Below are 20,285 nucleotides of genomic sequence, written 5' to 3' on the forward strand. Positions count from 1 at the left end.
CGAGGGGCAATGGCGCTGTGCCGAATCCTCATCCCCCTCGAAGGGGAGGATTTATGGTGTATGCGTATCCCCATGACCGATATGCTCATCTTCGGCCTTGGCTATACTGCCTCCCGCCTCGCGGCAGCGCTTCGGGCGCAGGGCTGGCGTATCACCGCTACCCGACAGACCGCCATCGATGGCGCACTTGCCTTTGCCGATTCGGAAGCGGTGCGCGCCGCGATCGGCACGGCCAGCCATATACTCTCGTCGGTGCCGCCGGGCGAAGACGGCGCCGATCCGGTGCTCGCTGCCTATGGCGCCGATATCGCGGCCGCACCGGCGCGCTGGACCGGCTATCTCTCCGCCACCGGCGTCTATGGCGACACCGGCGGCGCGTGGGTCGATGAAAGTGCCTCCATCGGCCACGGACGACGCAGCGCGCGGGCGGAGGCGGATCTGGCATGGCAGATGTTGCGCGACGATGTCCGCGTGTTTCGCTTGCCCGGCATTTATGGTCCCGGCCGTTCCGCCATAGACCGGCTGATCGATGGGCGGGCGCGGCGTATCGACCTGCCGGGGCAGGTGTTCAGCCGGGTGCATGTGGATGATATCGTGGCGGGGGTAATTGCCGGGTTCGACGGACCGCCGGGTCCCTATAATCTGGCGGACGATCATCCATGCAGCCAGAATGAAGTGATCGCGGCCGCGAGCGCCCTGACCGGCCTGCCGCTGCCGCCGCTGCTGTCGCTTGAGGAAGCAAAATTGTCGCCAATGGCGCGGGCCTTCTATGGCGAGAACCGGCGGATCGCGAACGGCAAGGCCAAGCGTCTGCTCGGCTGGAACCCGGCCTGTCCGACCTACCGCGAAGGCCTGGCGCGCATCGCGATGACCATGCCGAGGATCGAGAGCAGCGCACCCAGCGCCGCAAGCGGCGACCAGCGATAATCCTCGAACAGGGTGGAGAGCAGCATCGCGATGACGGGCGTCAGTACCCCCGTATAGGCGGCGCGACCTGCACCGATCTGCTGGATCAGCCGGAAATAGAGCGGGAAGGTGACGACCGATCCCGCCAGCGCGAGATAGGCGACCCCGGCCAGATAGGCCGGGCGCATGTCTATCGTCGGCGGGCCGGTGGTGATCCACGCCAGCACGCCATCCATGATCCCGCCCAGCAGCATCGCCCAGGCCAGCACGCTGATGATGGGCAGCCGACGGGCGATCGCCGTGCCCTGCATCACATTGGAGACCGATGCCGCCAGCAACCCAAAGAAGGACAGGCCGATACCGGTCAGCACCGCACCCGGTGCGACATCGGCAAAACGATATTCGCGGAGGAACAGCAGCACGACGCCGGTGACGGCGATCACCGATCCCACCACGAAATGGCGCGTCACCGGCTGGCGAAAGGCGATCCAGGCGAACAGGCTGTTGGGAATAAGCAGCAGCGCATAGAACACGGCGACGACCCCGGACGTCAGCACCATTTCCGCGCGATAGACGAAGTTGAAATTGGCCATGAACTGGCTCGCCCCCAGCGCCGCAGCAAAGCCGACCCCGCGCCAGCCGATGGCAAGCGGCAGGCCCCGGCTGCGGGCGAGTATCGCCATCGCGACCCCCGCCAGCAGAAAGCGGTAGCAGATGGACCAGCTTACGGGCACGAGGCTGACCTGATCGCGGATCACCAGCCAGGTCGATCCCCAGATCAGGGTGACGATGGCAAAGGGCAGCGCAATCGCAGGGGAGAGCAGCGACGGGCCATGGTCATCGGGTTCGGCGTGGCTATGTGTCACGCGAACGCCATTTACAGAGCGGCGATGGCGTCGGCCAGCGGCTGCACCGCCGTGACGTCATGATGCCAGCTTGTCACCAGCCGCGCCGCGCCCTCGCCCCAGTCATAAAAGTCGAAACCCTGCTGCCGCAACTCTGCGGCTTCGGCCGGAGAGAGTGCGATAAACACTTCGTTCGCCTCGACCGGATGCAGGCAGCGGCCGCCCGCCGCCCGGCCGATGACCTGCGCGGCGGCATTGGCGGAACGCGCGTTGTGCAGCCACAGATCATCGTCGAGCATCGCCAGAAGCTGCGCCGCGAGATAGCGCCCCTTCGAAAGCAGATGCCCCGCCCGCTTGCGCCGCCGCCGCGTTTCATCCGCCAATGTGGTGTCGAAGAACAGGAGCGCCTCCGCCATCATGCCGCCATTTTTGACAAAGCCGAAGGACAGCGCCTCAACACCCGCCCGCCACGTCAGGTCCGCCGGATGGCAGCCCAGATGCGCCACCGCATTGGCAAAGCGCGCGCCATCCATATGAAAGCGCAGACCGTGCGCGCGGCACAGCGCGCCGAGCGCGGCGACCTCATCCGGCGTGTAGACGCGGCCATATTCGGTGGCGTTGGTGATCGTGAGGGCGCGGGGCTGGACCTGATGCACGTCGTCGCGGATCGCGCGCAGTCGCCTGCCGAGCGCATCGGGCGTAATCTTCGCGCCTTCGCCCGCGATCGTCATCAGCTTGGCGCCGTGGGTGAAAAACTCCGGCGCGCCGCCTTCGTCGGTTTCGACATGCGCGTCCGCATGACACAGCACAGCGGCATAGGGCGGGCAAAGCGCCGCAAGCGCCAGGCAATTGGCGGCCGTGCCGGTGGACACCCAGAGCACGCTGACCGGCGTTTCGAACAGCGCCGAAAACGCCGAATGCAGCCGCGCGCTCCACTGGTCGCCGTCATAGGCTGTATCCACGACGTCGGCCTGCATGATCGCGGCGAGGACGGCAGGATGCACCGGAGCGGCATTGTCGGAAAAAAAGCGCATATGCATTGCCATGGGGCGCGGCGCGGGCAGCGTCAACAGCTGTTACCGCGCGCCATCCGCCAACGAGCGGGAAAGCGAAAATGGTGCTGCTGGCGAGGATTGAACTCGCGACCTCAGCCTTACCAAGGATGCGCTCTACCACTGAGCTACAGCAGCACACCATTTTCGCATGCGCGACAGGGCCGACCGCGTCAGGCCTGTGCGGGAAGCGGGCCTATGGCCTTTCCTGCCCTCGATTGTCAAGGCGACTTGCCGCGAGGGCATGATTTTCGTTAGGGCTGTTTGCCATGAGCCAGGATGACGACCGCAAGCAAAGGCTGGCGCAGGCGCTGCGCGACAATCTGCGCCGCCGCAAGGGACAGGCGCGCGAAGCCAATGCCACCCCCCTGCAAAGCAACCGCCAGCCGGACAGGGATCCCGACGCGGACGAATGACGTTAGCTCAAAGCGGCGCACAGGCGCTTTCGAGCCATGCCTTAGCTGCTCCGTCCAATTGTGGGCCGACGACCGCCAGCACGCTGGCATGATAGGCGTCCAGCCAGCCGCGCTCAGCCGCAGTCATGATCGACAGATCGATCAGCGTGCGGTCGATCGGCGCGAAGGTCAGCGTTTCGAAACCCAGCATCGGCTGTTCCGCACCCGGTACGGCACGCTCCTCCACCAGCACCAGATTCTCGATGCGGATGCCATATTCGCCGGGCTTGTAATAACCCGGTTCGTTGGACAGAATCATGCCCGCGCGCAGCGGTTCGTCGCCGCCGTTGAACGTCGCTATCCGTTGCGGGCCTTCATGGACCGACAGGAAACTGCCGACCCCGTGGCCGGTGCCATGGGCGTAATCCAGCCCATTGGCCCAAAGATATTGCCGTGCCAGAACATCGATCTGGCCGCCGCGCGTGCCCTTCGGGAAAACAGCATTGGCCAGCGCGATATGCCCCTTCAGCACCAGCGTGAAGCGGTTGCGCATCTCGGGCGGGGGGGTGCCAATGGCGATCGTGCGGGTGACGTCCGTGGTGCCATCCAGATACTGGCCGCCGGAATCAACCAGATAAAGCGATCCCGCGACGATCGGCAGGCTGGTGGCCGCCTCCACCCGATAATGCGGAATGGCGCCATTGGGACCGAAAGCCGAAATGGTATCGAACGAGAGATCCTTGAGCTTGCCGGTTTCCTGGCGGAACTGGTGCAGCCGTTCGGCGGCAGACATTTCCGTCAACTCGCCCTTGGGTGCCTCCACCGAAAGCCAGTGGAGATAGCGGCTGAGCGCGGCGCCGTCGCGGGCCTGGGCGGCACGATGGCCGGCGATTTCGGCCGCGTTCTTGATCGCCTTCGCCAGCACCGCAGGATCGCGGAGCGCCACGACGTGCGCGCCGCCCCGGTCGAGCGTGTCGAATATGGCGGCGACGGCACGCTCGGGGTCGGCAACCACGGTCTTGCCCGCGAGCGCCATGAGCGCATCGGCAAAATCCGCCCGGTCGTGCACCCGCACCGCATTGCCAAGATGCTGGATCACCGCATCGCTTATCTTTTCCGGCGCGACGTAAAGGTCGGCCGTCGCATCGGCATGGACCAGCGCATAGGCCAGCGCGACCGGGGTACGCTCGACGTCGGCACCGCGGATATTGAACGTCCAGGCGATCGAATCGAGCGCGGACAGGACCACGCTGTCCGCCTTCCGCTCGGTCAGCCAGTCGGCGATGTCCTGCCGCTTCTCGCGGGCGCTGCGACCGGCATAGATGTCGTCATGGACCACCAGATGCGCTTTGCTGGGCTCCGGCCGGTCGGGCCAGATGGCGTCTACCGGGTTTGTGTCGACGGCGACGAGGGTGGCACCCTTCTCCGCCAGGGCCGCGCTCGCCTGATCGACCCAGGCGCGGGTGTGCAACCAGGGATCGTAACCGATGCGGCCGCCATCGGCGGCATGCGCGCCCAGCCAGGCGGCGACGCTGGTCTGGGGCACGCTTTCATAATGCCACAGATTGCCGTCCACCTGCTCACGCACCTGCAACGTATAGCGGCCGTCGACAAAGATCGCGGCTTCCTGCGGCAGCACCACGGCGCTGCCCGCCGATCCCTGAAAGCCGGTCAGCCAGGCGAGGCGCTGCGCATAGGCGCCCACATATTCGCTCATATGCTCGTCGGTCAAAGGGACGACAAAGCCGTCGAGGCGATCCTTGCGGAGCTGTTCGCGCAGTGCGCTCAGGCGGGCTTCATAGGTAGACATGCGATTTTCCTGATCGGATGACGGGATGTCATCCTGCTGAAATGCAACATAGGCTTGCATGCCGGGTTGCGCCAGCACCCCTGTCAGGACAAAAGACGCCGATGACAACCACACCCGTTCCGCCGCCCGTGGCCGCCACGCACCCGCACAGCTTCACCCATCATGGCATCACGATCGAGGATCCCTGGGCCTGGCTGCGCGATCCGGGCTATCCCCGCGTGACCGACGAAGCGGTGCTGGCCTATCTGCGGGAGGAGAATGCGTTCTTCGAAGCGGCGATGGCCCCGCACAAGCCGCTGACCGACGCGCTGTTCGCCGAAATGAAGGGTCGCATCAAGGAAGACGACCGTTCGGTACCGCAGAAAGACGGCGATTATCTCTACTGGCGTGCGTTCGAAACAGGCGCGCAATATCGCAAATGGTATCGGCGGCCCGTGGCGGCCAGCGCGGACGGCCATGCCGACCATGTGATCCTGGATGAAACCGCACTGGCGCAGGGTCATGACTATTTCCGTCTGGGCGCAATGTCCGTTTCGCCCTGCGGCCGATATCTTGCCTTCGCGGTCGATACTGACGGTTCGGAGCGGTTCGAGGCGCGGATCAAGGACCTGTCCACCGATAGCATGCTGCCGGATGTCATTCCGGGCACCTTGTCCTCGCTAGTGTGGACCAGCGACAGCAAGGGTCTGCTCTACAGCCTCGCCAACGACAACTGGCGGACCGACAATGCCCGGCTGCACTGGCTGGGGCATCCGGTGGAGAGCGATGTCGAACTGTTCCATGAGGATGACGAGGGGTTCCGCGTCAGCATCGGCCTCACATCCTCCGAAAAATGGATCGTGCTGTCGACCGGCGATCATGTCACGAGCGAGGCCTGGCTGCTGCCCGCGCATGATCCCCTGGCAAAGCCGCTGCTGGTTTCCGCGCGCCAGCCGGGCCGTGAATATGATGTCGACGAGCGGGAGGGTGCGCTCTACATCCGCACCAACGACACGCACCCCAATTTCCGGCTCGTGACCGCAACGCTCGACCGGCCGGACGCATGGACCGAAGTCATCGCGCCATCCGACCGTTTCTATCTCACCGATTTCACGCTGTTCAAACAGTTCTATGTCACTGAAGGGCGCGACGACGGCCTCGATCAAGTCGAAATCCGCGACTATGCGACGCATGCCGCCAAACGGATCGCCTTTCCCGAAGCAAGCTATTCCGCCAGCCTTGACGACAATCCCGAATATGACGTGACGAAACTGCGCATCGGCTATGAATCGATGGTCACGCCCGACACGATCTACGACTATCATCTGGACGACGATCGGCTGGAAGTCCTCAAGGTCCAGGAAATCCCCTCGGGCTATGATGCGTCGGCCTATGCGACAGAGCGGCTGATGATCGCGGCGCGCGACGGCACGCAGATCCCCGTGTCGATCGTCTATCCCCGGGATTTTGCCCGGGACGGCTCCGGGCCGCTGCATCTCTACGGCTATGGCGCCTATGGCATCGCGATGGAACCGGGCTTTTCCGCCGGGCGCCTGTCGCTGCTCGACCGGGGATTTGCCTTTGCGCTCGCGCATATCCGCGGCGGCGATGATCTCGGCCAGCAATGGTATCTGGATGGGAAGCTGGACAAGCGGACCAACACATTCAACGATTTCGTCGATGTGGCGAAAGGGCTGATCGCTCTTGGCTACACGGCGCAAGGCCGGATCAGCATATCCGGCGGATCGGCGGGCGGCGAGCTGATGGGCGCGGTAATCAACAGCAACCCCGATCTGTGGGGCGCGGTGGTGGCGCACGTCCCCTTCGTGGACGTGCTCAACACGATGCTGGATGACAGCCTGCCGCTGACGCCGGGCGAATGGCCCGAATGGGGCAATCCGATCGAGGACAAGGCAGCGTTCGAAACGATCCTATCTTATTGTCCCTATCAGAACGTCACGCGTCAGGCCTATCCCCCCATGCTCGTCACCGCGGGGTTGAACGATCCGCGCGTCACTTATTGGGAACCGGCGAAATGGGTCGCCCGGCTGCGCGCGCACAAGACCGACGACAACATCCTGCTGTTCAAGACGAACATGGGGGCGGGCCATGGCGGCAAGTCGGGCCGGTTCGACAGCTTGCTGGAAGGCGCGGAGGAGTTTGCCTTCATCCTGTGGCAGATGGGGCTGGCGGAATAGGCCCCATGCCGACGCCGTTCGTCACCACCATCACGGCCTTGCCCGGCCATATCGACGAAATGGGGCATGTGAACAATGCCGTCTGGGTGCAGTGGTTGCAGGAAGTGGCGACGCGCCACTGGCAGGCGGCGGCCGATCCGGCGCATGTCGACATCTATGTCTGGATCGTCAGCCGTCACGAAATCGACTATCGGGGTAATGTGCAGGCAGGCGATGTCGTGACAGCCCGCACCTGGGTCGGCGACGCACCTCGCGGGGCGCGCTTCGACCGGTTCGTGGAGTTTTCCGGGCCGGACGGCAAGATCTGCGTCAGCGCCAAATCGACCTGGGTCATGGTGGAGCGGGCCAGCGGACGCATTGGCCGCATTCCACCCGAGGTCGCCGCGCCCTTCCTGGCGTGATCGATCAGTCGACGATCAGGCGGGCGATCGTGCGGATGGCCTTGGGGTCGGCGATGAACGCCATATGGGTGCAATCAAACTCCAGCGCCATGTCACGTTCGCCGTCCTGACCGCGCGCGCAGGCGGGCGCGACCACGCCGTCGCGCGCCGACCAGCAGGCAATTGTAGGAACTGCCGGCTTTTCGTTCAGGCGGCACTCCACCGGCGGCCTGTCGACTGGATGGCCCGCGATGCGTTCATACATCCGCCAGGCATTGTTGGCGCGCGGATCGCCGGAAAACGGGCTGCCCATGGTGATGACGCGATTGACGCGATCGGGTGCGCGCTTGGCATATTCGCGTGCGATCAGGCCACCCAGGCTCCACCCGATCAGCGTGACGGGACGCGTGTCGCCGATCGCGGCCACCCGCCGGTCGATCGCATCCAGCATGTCGGCGCTGACGCCCAGATTGCGCCCGAGGCCCCAGCCATGCACGGCAAAACCGGCATTGCGCAGCGAACGGCGTAGCCGCGCCGTCGTATTGTCCGACGCGAGAAAGCCTGGCAGCACCAACACCGGCCGCCCCTCGCCCTGCACGGCGAGCGGCACCGGTCGGCCGAAAGCGGCGACCCAGCGCATATGCAGAAACGCGCGCACTTCCCCTGCCAGCAACGCTCTGGAGGGCGCAGCGACGCCAATGGCGCGGGAATCAGGCAGGGCGATAGCGCGAGACATCCCGCGACTATAAGCACCGGGAAGATTTATGAAAGATTTATGACGCGCAGATTGCGATAGAATGACGCACTATTCGGGGGACGACGGCATCGGCGGCGGAACGATGATCGGTGGGGGGGACGGAGCCGGTCCGGGCGGCAGAACAGCAGCGGGCGGACTTTCCAGAATCGCCGCAGTTTCGATCAGGTCGAGCGCCCGCCGCGCCTCGCGATAGCGGCGCGCCATGTCCAGCCAGCCTTCGGCCGCTGCCTTCCCCGGAAGCCGCCCCACTTCTTCCATCGCCGGGGCCACGCGGCCTGCCGCCAGCAGGCGTTCGATCCGGGGTATCGTGCGTTCAGGCAAGGGAGAGGGCGTCGCGGTCTTGCGGATGATGACGAGGTTGCGGGCCTCTTGCCGGAATGCCGTCCACCAGCTTGTGCCCGGCGGGCTGTGCGCGAGCGACGGCGCGATCTCGGCAAATCCGCCTTGCAGGTCCGTCAACGTTACCGGTTCGCGCGCGGCATTGATGATCGTCGCCACCGCGCGCGGCTGCGCCTGACCGAACCTGAGCCGCAATTGTCCCTCGACATAGCCCAGCGGTGCGCCGCTATCGAGCGCGCGGCGCGCGGCGAAGGCGACCATCAGGCCCTCGGCACGCGTCGCATTGCCCGACGCAGTCTGCGCGGCCACCGAGATACGCGCCAGCCTGTCCTCGAGCTCCATCATGCGCACCGCCAGCAAATCCTGCCGCGCGGCATCCATCGGGCGTCCGCCTGCCAGATCCCGAGGCGGTTCGACCGGGGCTGCGCTGACGACGGCCTGCGGCGTTGCGGGTGCAACCCACCATCCGGCCAGACGCGGATACAACAATAGCGTCGCCGTGACACCACCCAGAAACGCGAGCATCACGCCCGCGATCAGCCAGGGTGTGCGCCCGCGCCGCCGCTCCCGAAAGGCGCGCTGGACGGGCATGTCCGCGCCACCGGAACTGTCCCCCGTCGGGGCAGGCGACGGCTGCATACCGACCGGCGACTCGGGCGGTGCACGCTCGCCGCCGTCGCCACTGCCGGGCAGATTGACGCTGTCGTTCATGCCTGCTCCCTCTGTCCGGGGGCAAGGATGCGCGTTGCGACCGGGGTCTTGCCATCACATAGTTGTGCCGCGAGCGCCAGCATCTCTGCATCCTGCGGTCGGTCCGCCGCCTGCGCGCTGGCCCAGCCTTCGGCGCAGGCGGTGCAAGCCGCCCGACTGATGGCGACGATATGCAATGCGCGCCGTTCCGAAGGCGGCACCAGTGCGGCAAGCCGAGTACCGGCGCGGGGAGAATGGACGAGCAGGATCATGCCCGGCCGCAGCATCGCCCGCAGATCATCCGCATTGCCGCGTTCCACCGACGCGTAGACACAGGCGGAAGCGACGCGCAGGCCTTTGGGATCGAACAGCCGCACGTCACGCCCCGAAATGTGCAAGATGCGCGAAAAACTTTGTGCCGCAATCCGGTCGATCAACGGCTGGACACCTTCGTCGCCGCTTTCCACGCTGGCAAAGCCCGCCTCGCGCACGGCAGCAGCCGTCGTTGCCCCCACCGCAAATGCAGGCAGATGCGCATAGCGCGCCAGTTGCGGGCCGCCCAAGCGCGCGGCATTGGCGCTGGTGAACATCACGGCATCGACGAGATGCGGTTCCGGGCCGGTCCACGGCAACGGGGCGACAAGAAACAGCGGATAGCCCTGCACATCGAAACCATCGGCCCGCGCTCTGGCAAGCGTTCCTGCCGCGCCCGGCTCAGGGCGCAGGACAAGCAAAGGCGGCAGCGCGACTATGCCGATGCCTCCTGCGGCAGGTCGGTCGCGCCGTCGAACAGCGCGCGGATCGCGGGACTGGCCTTGCGCAACAGGGCCTGCCCCAGTGCCGACGCGGCGGCAGGATCGTCGCGCAAAAACAACGCGCTGTCCGACACATGCTCGCTTCCGTCACCGGTCAGTATTTCCGCGATCAGCAGGATGCCGTCCCCCTCGATCCGCGCCAGCGCGCCGATCGGGGAATGACAATTGCCGCCCAAGGCCAGCAGCAAGGCCCGCTCGGCCATCACGCAATCATAAGTGTCGGCGTCCGATATCGCCGCCAGATAGCCTTGCATGCGCGCATTGTCCGCCAGCGTCTCGATGCCGACCGCACCCTGCGCGGGCGCAGGCATCATGACGTCAAGAGCGATCGCATGGCCGATATCCTGCTGGCCGAGCCGGTCCAGGCCCGCCGCCGCGAGCAATGTCGCATCGACTTCGCCGGCCGTTACCTTGGCGAGGCGCGTGGCCACATTGCCGCGAAACAGGGTCGTCGTGATATCGGGGCGCAGCCGCCGCACCTGCGCCGAACGCCGCGGCGAGCTGGTCCCCAGAACGGCACCCTGCCGCAGGTCGGCCAAGCTTTCCGCACCGATCAGCCGGTCGCGCACATCGGCGCGCGGCAGCATCGCGGCAATCATGATCTCGGACGGACGGACGGTCTCCACGTCCTTCATCGAATGCACCGCAAAATCGATATCCCGATCGATCAGGGCGCGATCAAGTTCCTTCGTCCACAGCGCCTTACCGCCGATATCCGCCAGTGCACGATCCTGAATGCGATCGCCGCTGGTCTTGACCGTCACGATCTTGATCGCCTCGCTCGGCCAGCCATGGGCGGCGCACAGCGCGTTGGCGACCATATTGGCCTGCACAAGGGCAAGCGGCGATCCGCGCGTGCCCAGACGAAGAGGGGGAGACTGTTCGACCATATGTCGCTTTCTTCTATCCAGAGGTCGCACTAGAGGGAAGCCCCATGACGATCATCCTTGGTCTTGAATCCAGTTGCGACGAAACGGCAGCGGCGCTGGTCACACATGACGGGCGGATATTGGCGCACCGGCTTGCCACGCAGGAGGCGGAACATCGCCCCTATGGCGGGGTCGTGCCCGAACTGGCCGCCCGCGCGCATGTCGAGGTATTGACCCCGCTGGTCGAGGGGGCGCTGGCCGATGCCGGGCTGAAACTGGCCGATGTCGATGCGATCGCGGCGACCGCCGGGCCAGGTTTGATCGGCGGTGTGATGGTCGGGCTGGTCACGGGCAAGGCGCTGGCCCATGCAGCAGGAAAGCCGCTGATCGCCGTCAATCATCTCGAAGGCCATGCGCTGTCCCCGCGCCTGGCCGACCGGACGCTGCAGTTCCCGTATATGCTGCTGCTCGTTTCCGGCGGACATTGCCAATTGCTGCTGGTCCGGGGCGTCGGCGATTATGCGCGCCTCGCGACCACGATAGACGATGCGGCTGGCGAGGCGTTCGACAAGACGGCGAAGCTGCTGGGCCTGGGCTATCCGGGCGGCCCGGCGGTCGAGGCGGCGGCGACCCGCGGCAATCCGCACGGCGTACCGCTTCCCCGCCCGCTGGTAGGCACGGCCGAGCCGCATTTTTCCTTCGCGGGCCTGAAAAGCGCCGTGATGCGTGCCGCACAGGCAGGAACGCACAGCGTGGATGACATCGCCGCCAGTTTCCAGCAGGCGGCGATCGATTGCCTGATGGACCGTACCGCGCGGCAGCTGCGGGCGCATCGCGATGTCACGGCGCTGGTCGTCGCTGGCGGCGTGGCGGCGAATCAGGCGATCCGCGGCGCGCTGGCCGGGCTTGCCGCCGCATATGATCTGCCATTCGTCGCGCCACCGCTCTGGCTTTGCACGGACAATGGGGCGATGATCGCATGGGCAGGCGCGGAACGTTTCGCCCTGGGGCTGACCGACGGGCTGGATTTCGCCGCCCGCCCGCGCTGGCCGCTGGACCCGGATGCGCAAGCGGCGCGTGGCGCAGGAGTGAAGGCATGAAGGTCGGCGTGATTGGAGCGGGCGCATGGGGCACCGCCCTGGCGCAGGTCGCGGCATCGGGCGGCGACGTTGTACGGTTGTGGGCGCGCGAACCCGAAGTCGTCGATGCCGTCAACCGGACGCGCGAAAATCCGTTGTATCTGCCGCGCATCCCGCTCGCCCCCACGATCTTCGCGACCGCAGCTCTGGCCGATCTGGCCGATTGCGACGTCCTGCTGCTGGTGACGCCGGCCCAGCATCTGCGCAGCGTGCTGTCGGACGCGCCCGTCGCTGACAAGGCGCTGGTGCTGTGCTGCAAGGGGATAGAGGCGGGCACCGGATTGCTGATGTCGGAAACGACGCAGGCACTCTACCCCGACACGCCGGTTGCCGTCCTGTCCGGCCCCACGTTCGCGCATGAGGTCGGGCGCGGCCTGCCCACGGCCGTGACGCTCGCCTGCGAGGACCGGGCCGTTGGCGAGGCGATTGCGGCCCGCATGAAGCGCCCGGCCTTCCGCCCCTATCTGTCTGACGATGTGATCGGCGCGGAGATCGGCGGGGCGGTCAAGAATGTGATCGCCATCGGCTGCGGCGTCGCCCATGGCGCAGGCCTTGGCCTGAATGCGCGCGCCGCGTTGATCAGCCGGGGCTTTGCCGAAATGACGCGCTTCGGCCTGGCGCGCGGCGCACGGGCGGAAACGCTTGGCGGCCTTTCGGGTCTCGGCGATCTCGTCCTTACCTGCTCCTCCACCGATTCGCGCAATTTTTCACTGGGTACGGCGCTGGGCGAAGGACGCCCGGCGACCGAACTGCTTGCAAACCGGCGGACAGTGGCGGAGGGGGCGTTTACCGCGCCGGTATTGCGCGACGTGGCGCGCGCCGCCGCCATCGACATGCCCATCGTCGAAGCAGTGTGCCGCCTGCTGGACGGCAGCGCGCCGGTTGCCGAAGTGGTCGAAGCCCTGCTCGCGCGCCCGATCCGCGACGAGATCGTGCGCTGATGGCGGACATCCACCATATAGCCCTTCCCCAAAGCCACCCTTGTCCCATAGAGTTGCCGGTCACAGGCGAGAGGATCATCCCCATTTGGCGCCATTGCCAACTTCCGACGCCATGACGGGCGTTTCAGCGCATGGCGCCACGGCCGCCGTGCGGAGCGATGATGCCGATATCGCCGCGCTTGCGAAGGGTGGGCGGACCAATGTGCTGGGCTTCCTGCTGCGCCTTGCTGCGCGCCTGCCGTTCCTGTTCATCGCCGGGCGGCTTTACGGCGCGGACGTTCTGGGGCGTTTCGCTTATGCGATACTGGTGGTGGAGTTTGCCGCGCAGCTTGCCACCATGGGGTTGAAACGCGGCCTCGCGGGTGAACTGAGCCGGACCACGCGACCGCACAATCATGTCGTGGCGGAAGCGATGCTGGTGACGCTCGCCGCATCGCTGCTGGCGGCGGGGCTGCTGATCCTGTTCCCGCAAGCCATGTTCCCCAACAGCGGTATCAACGGCCTCGACCGCCTGTTGCCGCTCATCATCATCGCGATCGCCGGATCGGATGTTGCCCTTGCGGCCTGCGCCTATCGGTTCGACATCGCCGCCACGGTGCGTGCGCGCTCGATCATCGAACCCTGGGCCATAAGCTTTGGCGCCCTCGGCTTTTATTTCTATTCGACACGGGATGGTCTGATCCTCGCCTATGTCGCGTCGATGATCCTCGCCCTTCTGGCCTCGCTGATCCCGATGGTGCGGCATTACGGCCTGCCGCGCGGCTGGCTGCCGCAGTGGCGGACCATGGGCCGCCTGACGCGCTACAATCTGCCGCTCGCGGCCGCCGATGCGGTGGAATGGGGTTCACGGCGGCTCGACATGGCGATCCTTGGCCTGTTCGCCGCACCTTATGTGGTCGGCATCTATTATGTCGCGCAGCAGGTCGCGTCGCTCCCGCAGAAGCTCAAGACCAGCTTCGACCCGATTCTTGGCCCGGTCATCACCCGCAACATCGCGGAAAACAATCTGCCCGCGATTGCGCGGCAAGTCAGCCAGGTCGGCTTCTGGATCATCGCGGCACAGGCGGGGATCGCGCTGGCACTCGGCATTCCGGGTGAGGCTGTGATGGGCCTGGTCGGCCCCAACTTCGTTGGCGGCACCGGGGCGCTGGCATTCCTGCTGATCGCCGAAGTGGTGGCCGCCACCGCCGTAGTCAGCGAATCGGCGCTGGTCTATATGGCGCGGCACCGCAATCTGATGATTTCGCTGGCGATGATCGCGGTGCAGGCGGGCTTGAGCTTTGCGCTCATCCTAGCCGCCCGCAACGCCGGATTTGGCCCGCTGGTTCTCGCCGCGGCACCGGCGGCGGCGCTTGCCATCGCTTTGGGCCTCAGTTCCTTCGTCAAGGCTCGGCTGCTTTCGGGGCTGCTCGACGCGCCCGTCAACGTGTGGCGCGGCGCGCTGCTGTGGGCGGCGGCCGCGGCTACTCTCGCCGGGGCGGCCTTCGTCGCGCTGCCGCACTATCTCGAATGGGTGGAACTGGTGGTCGGCGTTCCCGCGATACTGGCGGTCTATGCGCTGGTCATCTGGCGGCGCGGCTTTGCGGCCGAAGACCGCGCCCTGTTCCGCAAGGCTGCGCCGGTCGCCTAGACCTTGTTCGTTGTTTGGTCGTGATTTCCGAGCCGTGAAATGTTCCATTTCACTCGAAATCACTCTGACCCGCCCTTACAGCGCCTGCGCGCGCAGCAACCTCAGATCCGCTTCGGGCCGCGCCCCATAATGCGAAATGACTTCCGCCGCCGCCAACGCGCCGAGTTTCAGGCAGGCGGTCGCATCCAGCCCCTCGACATGGCCGGTCAGAAAGCCCGCAGCGAACAGGTCGCCTGCGCCAGTCGTATCGACAATCCGCGCCACCGGCGCCGCCGCTGTCTCGCTCCGCACCCCGTCGACGATCGCGATCGCGCCATCCGCGCCGCATGTGCAGACCAGCACCGGCACTTTAGGCGCGATCACCGCAATCGCCGCTTCGTAGTCGGCCAGCTGCGTCAATGTGCAGATTTCATCCGTATTCGAAAAAAGGATATCGATCAGTCCTTCCTCCAGCAGCGCCATGAAATCCGTCCGATGGCGGGCGATCACGAAATCGGCGGACAAGGTGAAGGCAACCTTGCGCCCGGCCGCGCGCGCATAGCCGATCGCCGTGCGCATGGCGGCGCGCGGTTCCTCCGGATCCCACAGATAGCCTTCCAGATAGAGGATTTGCGCCGCTTCGATCATCGCCTTGTCCAGCGCCTGTGCGGGCAGAAACTGCGAAGCGCCCAGAAAGGTGTTCATGGTCCGCTGCGCATCCGGCGTCACCATGATGAGGCAGCGGGCGGTCGGCGGCTCCTCGGTGCGCGCGGGCGTCGTGAAGGCAATACCCAGCGCGCGGATGTCATGCGCGAACACCTGGCCAAGCTGATCGTCGCGCACCTGGCCAATGAAGGCGCAGGACTTGCCGAACGCCGCCATGCCCGCCAGGGTATTAGCCGCCGATCCGCCGCTGATTTCTACTGCCGCGCCCATTTCGCTGTACAGCAGCTCGGCCATGGCGGCATCCACGAGTTGCATGCCCCCCTTAATCAACGCATGCGTCGCGAGAAAGGCGTCATCGGCGCGGGCGATCACGTCGACGATGGCATTGCCGATCGCAATCACGTCATAACGGGCGGGGGTGTCAGTCACATCATATCCTGCGGTACGAGGGAAGCGTTGGCCGCGTCCTAGTGAACGACGCCGTCCGGCGCAATCCATGGCGCGATGGTGGTGGATTGACGCCCCCTCGCGCTCCGCCGATAGACGGCAGCATGATCGTGACCGCGGCGCTGCGCGCCTTTCCACAGATATTCCACCCCGTCGCGCGCGCTGTGCTGATCCGCTCGCTGATGGTGACGGTGCTGCTGTTCGCGCTGCTCGGCGTAGGCCTGAGGGCAGGGTTGCACAGCTTTTTCGGCTGGATCGGCTGGGCCGAGCGCGCTGGCGGACTGGTGGAGGCCGCCGCCGCCGTGCTGCTGGCGGCGGCATCCGCCTGGCTTCTCTTCCGGTCCATTGCCATCGTCGTAATCGGCCTGTTCGGTGATGCGATCGTCGCGGCGATCGAGCGCGAAAGCTATCCGCAGCAGGCAGAACGGGCGCACGACGTCTCTTTCGCGCAGGGCATGCGCCTCGCCCTGCGATCGGTACTGCGCACGGTCGGCTGGAATCTGGTTGCCCTGCCCTTCTACATTGCCCTGCTGGTCACCGGCGTCGGCACCCTTGCGCTGCTGCTGGCGGTCAACGCCTATCTTCTGGGGCGCGATCTGGCAGACATGGTGGAGGCACGCCATCCCGAGCGACCGCCCATTCCGAAAGGCACCCGTCTGGCGATGGGCTTCGTTTCGGCGTTGCTCTTCCTGGTGCCGGTCGCGAACCTGCTTGCGCCGGTCTGGAGTGCGGCTATGGCCGTCCATGTGCTGCATGGAGCGGGAAGGAAGCGCGATGATTGAATGGCGGACCATGCGGCGCGCGAGCGGCCCCGGCCTGCTCATCATGGCCTTGTCAGCCTGTGCCGCCGTGCCCAGCGCACCACCGCCGACCGCGGCCACGCGACCCGCCGTGCCGATGGCCGGTGCCTATGGCAAGCCGACGATGCTGACCGGCATGGACGCCCGCCGCCTGATCCAGATGTTTGGCACGCCGCGCCTCGACATCCGCGATCCGCATGTGCGCAAGCTGCAATTCGCCAATGGCCGATGCATACTCGATACCTATCTCTACGCTCCGGCCAAGGGCAAGGAACCGGTGGTCAGCTATGCCGACAGCCGACAGCCCAGCGGCATGGAGATGGACCCGGCCGCCTGCGCGGCGCTCCTCGCCGCCAAATAGCACCATTTCGCGGTCGTCACGCACGCAGCTGTGCGATGGCCCAGCCCGCCGCTTCGGCCACTACGCCGTCGGCATCGCGCGTCAACGGCTCCAGCACGGCGATCAACAACGGCTCCCCACTGTTCCCCGCCGCAATGGCCGCGTTGCGCACCATCCGGTTGCGCCCGATCCGCTTGATCGGCGAGCCCGAGAAAATCTCCCGAAATGCCGCGTCGTCCAGCGCCAGGATATCGCGCAATGCCGGAGCCGCCAATTCCGCCCGACCCAGAAACGCGCGATGCGTTGCGGCGACATCCGCAAACTTGTTCCAGGGACACACGGCCAGACAATCGTCGCAGCCATAGATGCGGTTGCCCATCGGCTTGCGAAAGGCCTCCGGGATCGGTCCCTTGTGCTCGATTGTCAGGTAGGAAAGGCACCGCCGCGCGTCGAGCCGGTAGGGCGCGGGAAAGGCATCGGTCGGGCATGCCGCCTGACAGGCGATGCAGGACCCGCAACTGTCGCTCCCCGGCACATCCGGCGTCAGATCCAGCGTGGTGTAGATCGCGCCCAGGAACAGCCAGCTGCCGTGGCGACGGCTCACCAGATTGCTGTGCTTGCCCTGCCAGCCCAGCCCGGCCGCCTCCGCCAGCGGCTTTTCCATCACCGGAGCCGTATCGACGAAGACCTTCACATCGCACGGCGCGCGATCGACCAGCCAGCGCGCAAGCGCCTTGAGCGCCTTTTTCACGACATCGTGATAATCCTGCCCCTGCGCATAGACCGAAATGCGGCCCCGGTCGCCAACATGCTCCAGCGCCAGCGGATCGCGGCCGGGCGTATAGCTCATCCCCAGCATGATGACCGAGCGAACCTCTGGCCACAGCCCCTTCGGCGACCCGCGCTGTTCCGCGCGCTCTTCCATCCACAGCATGTCGCCATGGCATCCCTGCGCGATCCAGTCCCGCAGGCGCGCGGCGCTGCGCGGCGCAGCATCGGCCGCCGCGATCGCGCAATCGGCAAAGCCGGTCGCCGCAGCCGCAGCCTTGAGCTGCTCTTCGAGAGGAAGGCTTTGTTTTGTCATGGCGCGCGGCTATCGTAGGCCGGATGAACGGCGTTTCCGATCCTGTCTCCCCCAATCACCTGTCCTATGCCGTCGAGGGGCATGGCCTTGTCAAGCGTTTCGGCGATTTCCACGCGGTCGACGGCATTGACATCGCCGTCCCCGTAGGCAGCATTTATGGTATTCTCGGGCCCAACGGCGCAGGCAAGACCACCTTGCTGCGCATGCTGCTGGGCATCATCGATCCCGACGGCGGACATCGCCGCCTGCTGGGTGAGGCGCAGCCGCTGAAACTCGCCCGGGCGATCGGCTACCTGCCCGAAGAGCGCGGCCTGTATCCAGCGATGAAAGCCGTGGAGGCGATCGCCTTCATGGGCGCGCTGCGCGGCCTGCCGCTGCGCGAGGGGCGCAGGCGCGGGCGGGCATTGCTGGAAGACCATGGTCTTGGCGAAGCCGCGGACAAGCCGGTGCGCGCCCTGTCCAAAGGCATGGCGCAGACGGTGCAGTTGCTGGGCACGATCGTCCACGCCCCGCGGCTGATCGTGCTCGACGAGCCGTTTTCCGGTCTTGATGCCATCAATCAGGGAAAGCTGGAGGCACTCATCCGGCGGCAGGCGGCGGACGGTGTCACGATCCTGTTCTCGACGCATGTGATCGCCCATGCCGAACGGCTGTGCGAGCGTATCGCCATCGTCGCGGGCGGCCGGATTCGCTTCGAAGGATCGGTCGGCGCCGCGCGCGACCGCCTGCGCCCGCAGGTGCGGCTGGAAACCCGGCGCAGCGACGGACCGTGGCGAGCCGCCGTGCCCGCCGACGCGCTGGTCGAAGGCAATGTGTGGAGCTTCCCCCTGCCGCTCGACGGGATCGAACCCCTGCTCAAGGCGCTTGTGGATGGCGACGCGGGCATCGAGAGCCTGTCGATCGAGCGCCCCGGCCTGCATGACGCCTTCGTGGCGATCGCAGGGGCGGAGGCCGCCCGCGACATGGTGCCTGCGATCGACGAAGAGGACGGAGCATGAGGGAATTGTTGCGCGCGGCTTTTGTAGTTGCGCGGCGCGACTTTACCGCGATCATCTTTTCCAAGGCATTCATCCTGTTTCTGATCGGCCCGCTGCTGCCGCTGGGCATCGGCGTGGTGGCGGGGGGGCTGGGCCAGCGGATGGCGACGGAGAGCCTGCGTCCGGTCGTCGGCATCACGCTTTCCGCAAAGGAGGCGCAGGCGCTCGAAGACGGGCAGGCACGGCTGAAATCCCTGTTCTATCGTCGTCCGGCGATCCAGCTCCGCCGCTATGCCGCAGGCGAGCAACCCGATGCATTGCTCGCGCGGAAGGGTGAGCGGATCAACGTCGTCCTTTCGGGCACGCTCGACCGGCCGGTGCTGACGGGTCGCCAGGGCGACATCGACCGGATGCGCGGCGACATCGCCCTGATCGCCAGCATCGCACGCGCAGGCAGCGCGCTGCCCGAAACGGCTGTCACGACCCGCATCGTCGCCGACAGCAGCGGCGCGCAACAGCAGGCCCGCCTGCTGACCGGACGCCTTGCGCAAATCCTGCTGTTTCTGCTCACCATGTTGCTGGCAGGCATGGTCCTGTCTAACATGGTCGAGGAAAAAACCAATAAAATCATAGAAATACTGGCGGCCGCCATACCGGTTGACGCAATTTTCCTGGGCAAGCTGATGGCGATGCTCGCGATGTCGTTCGTCGGCATCGCCGTCTGGTCCAGTGCCACCGTTGCCGTCTACACTGTGTTCGTCGGCATCAGTTTCCCGCTGCCGCCGCCGGCGATGGGCTGGCCGCTGTTCCTGATGCTCGCCGCGGTCTATTTCGCCACGGCCTACACCCTGCTCGGTTCGCTGTTCATCGGGATCGGTGCGCAGGCGGCGACGGTCCGCGACGTCCAGACCATTTCCATGCCGATCACGATGACGCAGGTCATGTTTTTCTTCCTCGCGAGCTTCAACGTCGATCGCATGGGACAGCCGATGGAACTGCTGGCCGTCGCCTTTCCGTTCAGCTCACCCTTTGCGATGATCGCCCGTGCGGCGCAATCCGATGCGCTGCTGCCGCATCTGGCGGCGCTGGCCTGGCAATGGCTGTGGGTGGCACTGATCATCCGCATCGGCGTCCGCCTGTTCCGGCGCAACGTGCTGAAGTCCGGCGGCGGCGGTCGTGGATTTTTTTCGCGCCTGCGCGTATCCATTTCCCGGTCCGGCACGTAGCTGCCTTGCATCATTGCATGA

20 protein-coding genes and 1 tRNA gene are annotated in these 20,285 nt (G+C 66.0%); 11 read left to right on the forward strand and 10 right to left on the reverse strand.

Annotated features, from left to right (window positions below; genetic code table 11):
• Positions 1 to 72 precede the first annotated feature (72 nt).
• Positions 73 to 927: a Rossmann-fold NAD(P)-binding domain-containing protein gene (locus ENE74_RS03225; protein WP_127689175.1), complete on the forward strand. Its 855-nt coding sequence runs from the start codon at positions 73 to 75 to the stop codon at positions 925 to 927.
• Here ENE74_RS03225 and ENE74_RS03230 read toward each other — a convergent pair.
• From ENE74_RS03230 to ENE74_RS03240, 3 genes are all read right to left on the reverse strand, one after another.
• A complete protein-coding gene (locus ENE74_RS03230) occupies positions 840 to 1,772 on the reverse strand; it encodes a DMT family transporter (RefSeq protein WP_241241796.1) in 933 nt (310 codons plus the stop codon). The genes ENE74_RS03225 and ENE74_RS03230 overlap by 88 nt on opposite strands.
• 11 nt (positions 1,773 to 1,783) lie before the next feature.
• Entirely contained in the window at positions 1,784 to 2,785 is a 1,002-nt protein-coding gene (locus ENE74_RS03235) for a threonine aldolase family protein (protein WP_127689176.1), read from the reverse strand.
• An 81-nt stretch (positions 2,786 to 2,866) separates the two neighbouring features.
• Positions 2,867 to 2,941, reverse strand: a tRNA-Thr gene (locus ENE74_RS03240).
• 131 nt (positions 2,942 to 3,072) lie between these two features.
• Between ENE74_RS03240 and ENE74_RS18135 the strand changes: the two genes are divergently transcribed.
• Entirely contained in the window at positions 3,073 to 3,219 is a 147-nt protein-coding gene (locus ENE74_RS18135; protein ID WP_164847361.1) for a hypothetical protein, read from the forward strand.
• Positions 3,220 to 3,226: 7 nt separating this feature from the next.
• Here ENE74_RS18135 and ENE74_RS03245 read toward each other — a convergent pair whose 3' ends face one another.
• On the reverse strand, positions 3,227 to 5,008 hold the full coding sequence (locus ENE74_RS03245) for an aminopeptidase P family protein (RefSeq protein WP_127689177.1): 1,782 nt from the start codon (positions 5,006 to 5,008) through the stop codon (positions 3,227 to 3,229).
• 101 nt (positions 5,009 to 5,109) lie between these two features.
• On the opposite strand from ENE74_RS03245, the gene ENE74_RS03250 reads away from it, so the two are divergent.
• Both ENE74_RS03250 and ENE74_RS03255 read left to right on the forward strand, forming a co-directional pair.
• Positions 5,110 to 7,185: a S9 family peptidase gene (locus ENE74_RS03250; protein ID WP_127689178.1), complete on the forward strand. Its 2,076-nt coding sequence runs from the start codon at positions 5,110 to 5,112 to the stop codon at positions 7,183 to 7,185.
• A gap of 5 nt (positions 7,186 to 7,190) precedes the next feature.
• Positions 7,191 to 7,586 carry an acyl-CoA thioesterase gene (locus ENE74_RS03255; protein WP_127689179.1) on the forward strand — a complete coding sequence of 132 codons (396 nt, stop codon included), beginning with the start codon at positions 7,191 to 7,193 and terminating at the stop codon, positions 7,584 to 7,586.
• A gap of 4 nt (positions 7,587 to 7,590) precedes the next feature.
• Here ENE74_RS03255 and ENE74_RS03260 read toward each other — a convergent pair whose 3' ends face one another.
• From ENE74_RS03260 to hemC, 4 genes are all read right to left on the reverse strand, one after another.
• The gene (locus tag ENE74_RS03260) at positions 7,591 to 8,301 is read right to left on the reverse strand and encodes an alpha/beta hydrolase (protein ID WP_127689180.1); all 711 of its coding nucleotides are present in this window, start codon (positions 8,299 to 8,301) and stop codon (positions 7,591 to 7,593) included.
• Between the two features lie 69 nt (positions 8,302 to 8,370).
• Positions 8,371 to 9,372, reverse strand: coding sequence for a hypothetical protein (locus tag ENE74_RS03265; RefSeq protein ID WP_127689181.1), 1,002 nt, complete (start codon positions 9,370 to 9,372; stop codon positions 8,371 to 8,373).
• Positions 9,369 to 10,016, reverse strand: coding sequence for a uroporphyrinogen-III synthase (locus tag ENE74_RS03270; RefSeq protein WP_241241797.1), 648 nt, complete (start codon positions 10,014 to 10,016; stop codon positions 9,369 to 9,371). The genes ENE74_RS03265 and ENE74_RS03270 overlap by 4 nt, the downstream gene beginning before the upstream one ends.
• 83 nt (positions 10,017 to 10,099) lie before the next feature.
• Positions 10,100 to 11,056 (reverse strand): hydroxymethylbilane synthase, encoded by a 957-nt coding sequence (gene hemC, locus ENE74_RS03275; protein WP_127689183.1) that lies wholly within the window; start codon positions 11,054 to 11,056, stop codon positions 10,100 to 10,102.
• A gap of 44 nt (positions 11,057 to 11,100) precedes the next feature.
• Between hemC and tsaD the strand changes: the two genes are divergently transcribed.
• The 3 genes from tsaD (at position 11,101) to ENE74_RS03290 (ending at position 14,745) form a co-directional block, all read left to right on the forward strand.
• Positions 11,101 to 12,135 (forward strand): tRNA (adenosine(37)-N6)-threonylcarbamoyltransferase complex transferase subunit TsaD, encoded by a 1,035-nt coding sequence (tsaD, locus tag ENE74_RS03280; protein WP_127689184.1) that lies wholly within the window; start codon positions 11,101 to 11,103, stop codon positions 12,133 to 12,135.
• Complete coding sequence (locus tag ENE74_RS03285) at positions 12,132 to 13,115, forward strand: NAD(P)H-dependent glycerol-3-phosphate dehydrogenase (RefSeq protein ID WP_127689185.1); 984 nt, start codon at positions 12,132 to 12,134, stop codon at positions 13,113 to 13,115. Before tsaD ends, ENE74_RS03285 begins: the two co-directional genes overlap by 4 nt.
• 112 nt (positions 13,116 to 13,227) lie before the next feature.
• Positions 13,228 to 14,745, forward strand: coding sequence for a lipopolysaccharide biosynthesis protein (locus ENE74_RS03290; protein ID WP_127689186.1), 1,518 nt, complete (start codon positions 13,228 to 13,230; stop codon positions 14,743 to 14,745).
• Positions 14,746 to 14,820: 75 nt separating this feature from the next.
• Here the strand turns inward: ENE74_RS03290 and ENE74_RS03295 are convergent, their stop codons facing one another.
• A complete protein-coding gene (locus ENE74_RS03295; RefSeq protein ID WP_241241798.1) occupies positions 14,821 to 15,819 on the reverse strand; it encodes an adenosine kinase in 999 nt (332 codons plus the stop codon).
• Positions 15,820 to 15,941: 122 nt separating this feature from the next.
• Between ENE74_RS03295 and ENE74_RS03300 the strand changes: the two genes are divergently transcribed.
• Positions 15,942 to 16,619: an EI24 domain-containing protein gene (locus tag ENE74_RS03300; RefSeq protein WP_127689188.1), complete on the forward strand. Its 678-nt coding sequence runs from the start codon at positions 15,942 to 15,944 to the stop codon at positions 16,617 to 16,619.
• Positions 16,612 to 16,998 carry a hypothetical protein gene (locus ENE74_RS03305; protein ID WP_241241799.1) on the forward strand — a complete coding sequence of 129 codons (387 nt, stop codon included), beginning with the start codon at positions 16,612 to 16,614 and terminating at the stop codon, positions 16,996 to 16,998. Before ENE74_RS03300 ends, ENE74_RS03305 begins: the two co-directional genes overlap by 8 nt.
• Positions 16,999 to 17,014: 16 nt before the next feature.
• Here the strand turns inward: ENE74_RS03305 and queG are convergent, their stop codons facing one another.
• The gene (gene queG, locus ENE74_RS03310) at positions 17,015 to 18,061 is read right to left on the reverse strand and encodes a tRNA epoxyqueuosine(34) reductase QueG (RefSeq protein ID WP_127689189.1); all 1,047 of its coding nucleotides are present in this window, start codon (positions 18,059 to 18,061) and stop codon (positions 17,015 to 17,017) included.
• A gap of 23 nt (positions 18,062 to 18,084) precedes the next feature.
• Between queG and ENE74_RS03315 the strand changes: the two genes are divergently transcribed.
• On the forward strand, positions 18,085 to 19,059 hold the full coding sequence (locus ENE74_RS03315; RefSeq protein ID WP_127689190.1) for an ABC transporter ATP-binding protein: 975 nt from the start codon (positions 18,085 to 18,087) through the stop codon (positions 19,057 to 19,059).
• Positions 19,056 to 20,264 (forward strand): ABC transporter permease, encoded by a 1,209-nt coding sequence (locus ENE74_RS03320; RefSeq protein WP_127689191.1) that lies wholly within the window; start codon positions 19,056 to 19,058, stop codon positions 20,262 to 20,264. Before ENE74_RS03315 ends, ENE74_RS03320 begins: the two co-directional genes overlap by 4 nt.
• Positions 20,265 to 20,285 lie beyond the last annotated feature (21 nt).

The sequence above is a fragment of the Sphingobium algorifonticola genome (genome assembly GCF_004005485.1).
In the GTDB taxonomy this organism is placed as follows: domain Bacteria; phylum Pseudomonadota; class Alphaproteobacteria; order Sphingomonadales; family Sphingomonadaceae; genus Sphingobium; species Sphingobium algorifonticola.

Coding starts and splice junctions, on each gene's coding strand:
- ENE74_RS03225 (WP_127689175.1), top strand. CDS start 73: ATGACCGATATGCTCATCTTCGGCCTTGGCTATACTGCCTCCCGCCTC.
- ENE74_RS03235 (WP_127689176.1), bottom strand. CDS start 2,785: ATGCGCTTTTTTTCCGACAATGCCGCTCCGGTGCATCCTGCCGTCCTC.
- ENE74_RS18135 (WP_164847361.1), top strand. CDS start 3,073: ATGAGCCAGGATGACGACCGCAAGCAAAGGCTGGCGCAGGCGCTGCGC.
- ENE74_RS03245 (WP_127689177.1), bottom strand. CDS start 5,008: ATGTCTACCTATGAAGCCCGCCTGAGCGCACTGCGCGAACAGCTCCGC.
- ENE74_RS03250 (WP_127689178.1), top strand. CDS start 5,110: ATGACAACCACACCCGTTCCGCCGCCCGTGGCCGCCACGCACCCGCAC.
- ENE74_RS03255 (WP_127689179.1), top strand. CDS start 7,191: ATGCCGACGCCGTTCGTCACCACCATCACGGCCTTGCCCGGCCATATC.
- ENE74_RS03260 (WP_127689180.1), bottom strand. CDS start 8,301: ATGTCTCGCGCTATCGCCCTGCCTGATTCCCGCGCCATTGGCGTCGCT.
- ENE74_RS03265 (WP_127689181.1), bottom strand. CDS start 9,372: ATGAACGACAGCGTCAATCTGCCCGGCAGTGGCGACGGCGGCGAGCGT.
- hemC (WP_127689183.1), bottom strand. CDS start 11,056: ATGGTCGAACAGTCTCCCCCTCTTCGTCTGGGCACGCGCGGATCGCCG.
- tsaD (WP_127689184.1), top strand. CDS start 11,101: ATGACGATCATCCTTGGTCTTGAATCCAGTTGCGACGAAACGGCAGCG.
- ENE74_RS03285 (WP_127689185.1), top strand. CDS start 12,132: ATGAAGGTCGGCGTGATTGGAGCGGGCGCATGGGGCACCGCCCTGGCG.
- ENE74_RS03290 (WP_127689186.1), top strand. CDS start 13,228: ATGACGGGCGTTTCAGCGCATGGCGCCACGGCCGCCGTGCGGAGCGAT.
- ENE74_RS03300 (WP_127689188.1), top strand. CDS start 15,942: ATGATCGTGACCGCGGCGCTGCGCGCCTTTCCACAGATATTCCACCCC.
- ENE74_RS03305 (WP_241241799.1), top strand. CDS start 16,612: ATGATTGAATGGCGGACCATGCGGCGCGCGAGCGGCCCCGGCCTGCTC.
- queG (WP_127689189.1), bottom strand. CDS start 18,061: ATGACAAAACAAAGCCTTCCTCTCGAAGAGCAGCTCAAGGCTGCGGCT.
- ENE74_RS03315 (WP_127689190.1), top strand. CDS start 18,085: ATGAACGGCGTTTCCGATCCTGTCTCCCCCAATCACCTGTCCTATGCC.
- ENE74_RS03320 (WP_127689191.1), top strand. CDS start 19,056: ATGAGGGAATTGTTGCGCGCGGCTTTTGTAGTTGCGCGGCGCGACTTT.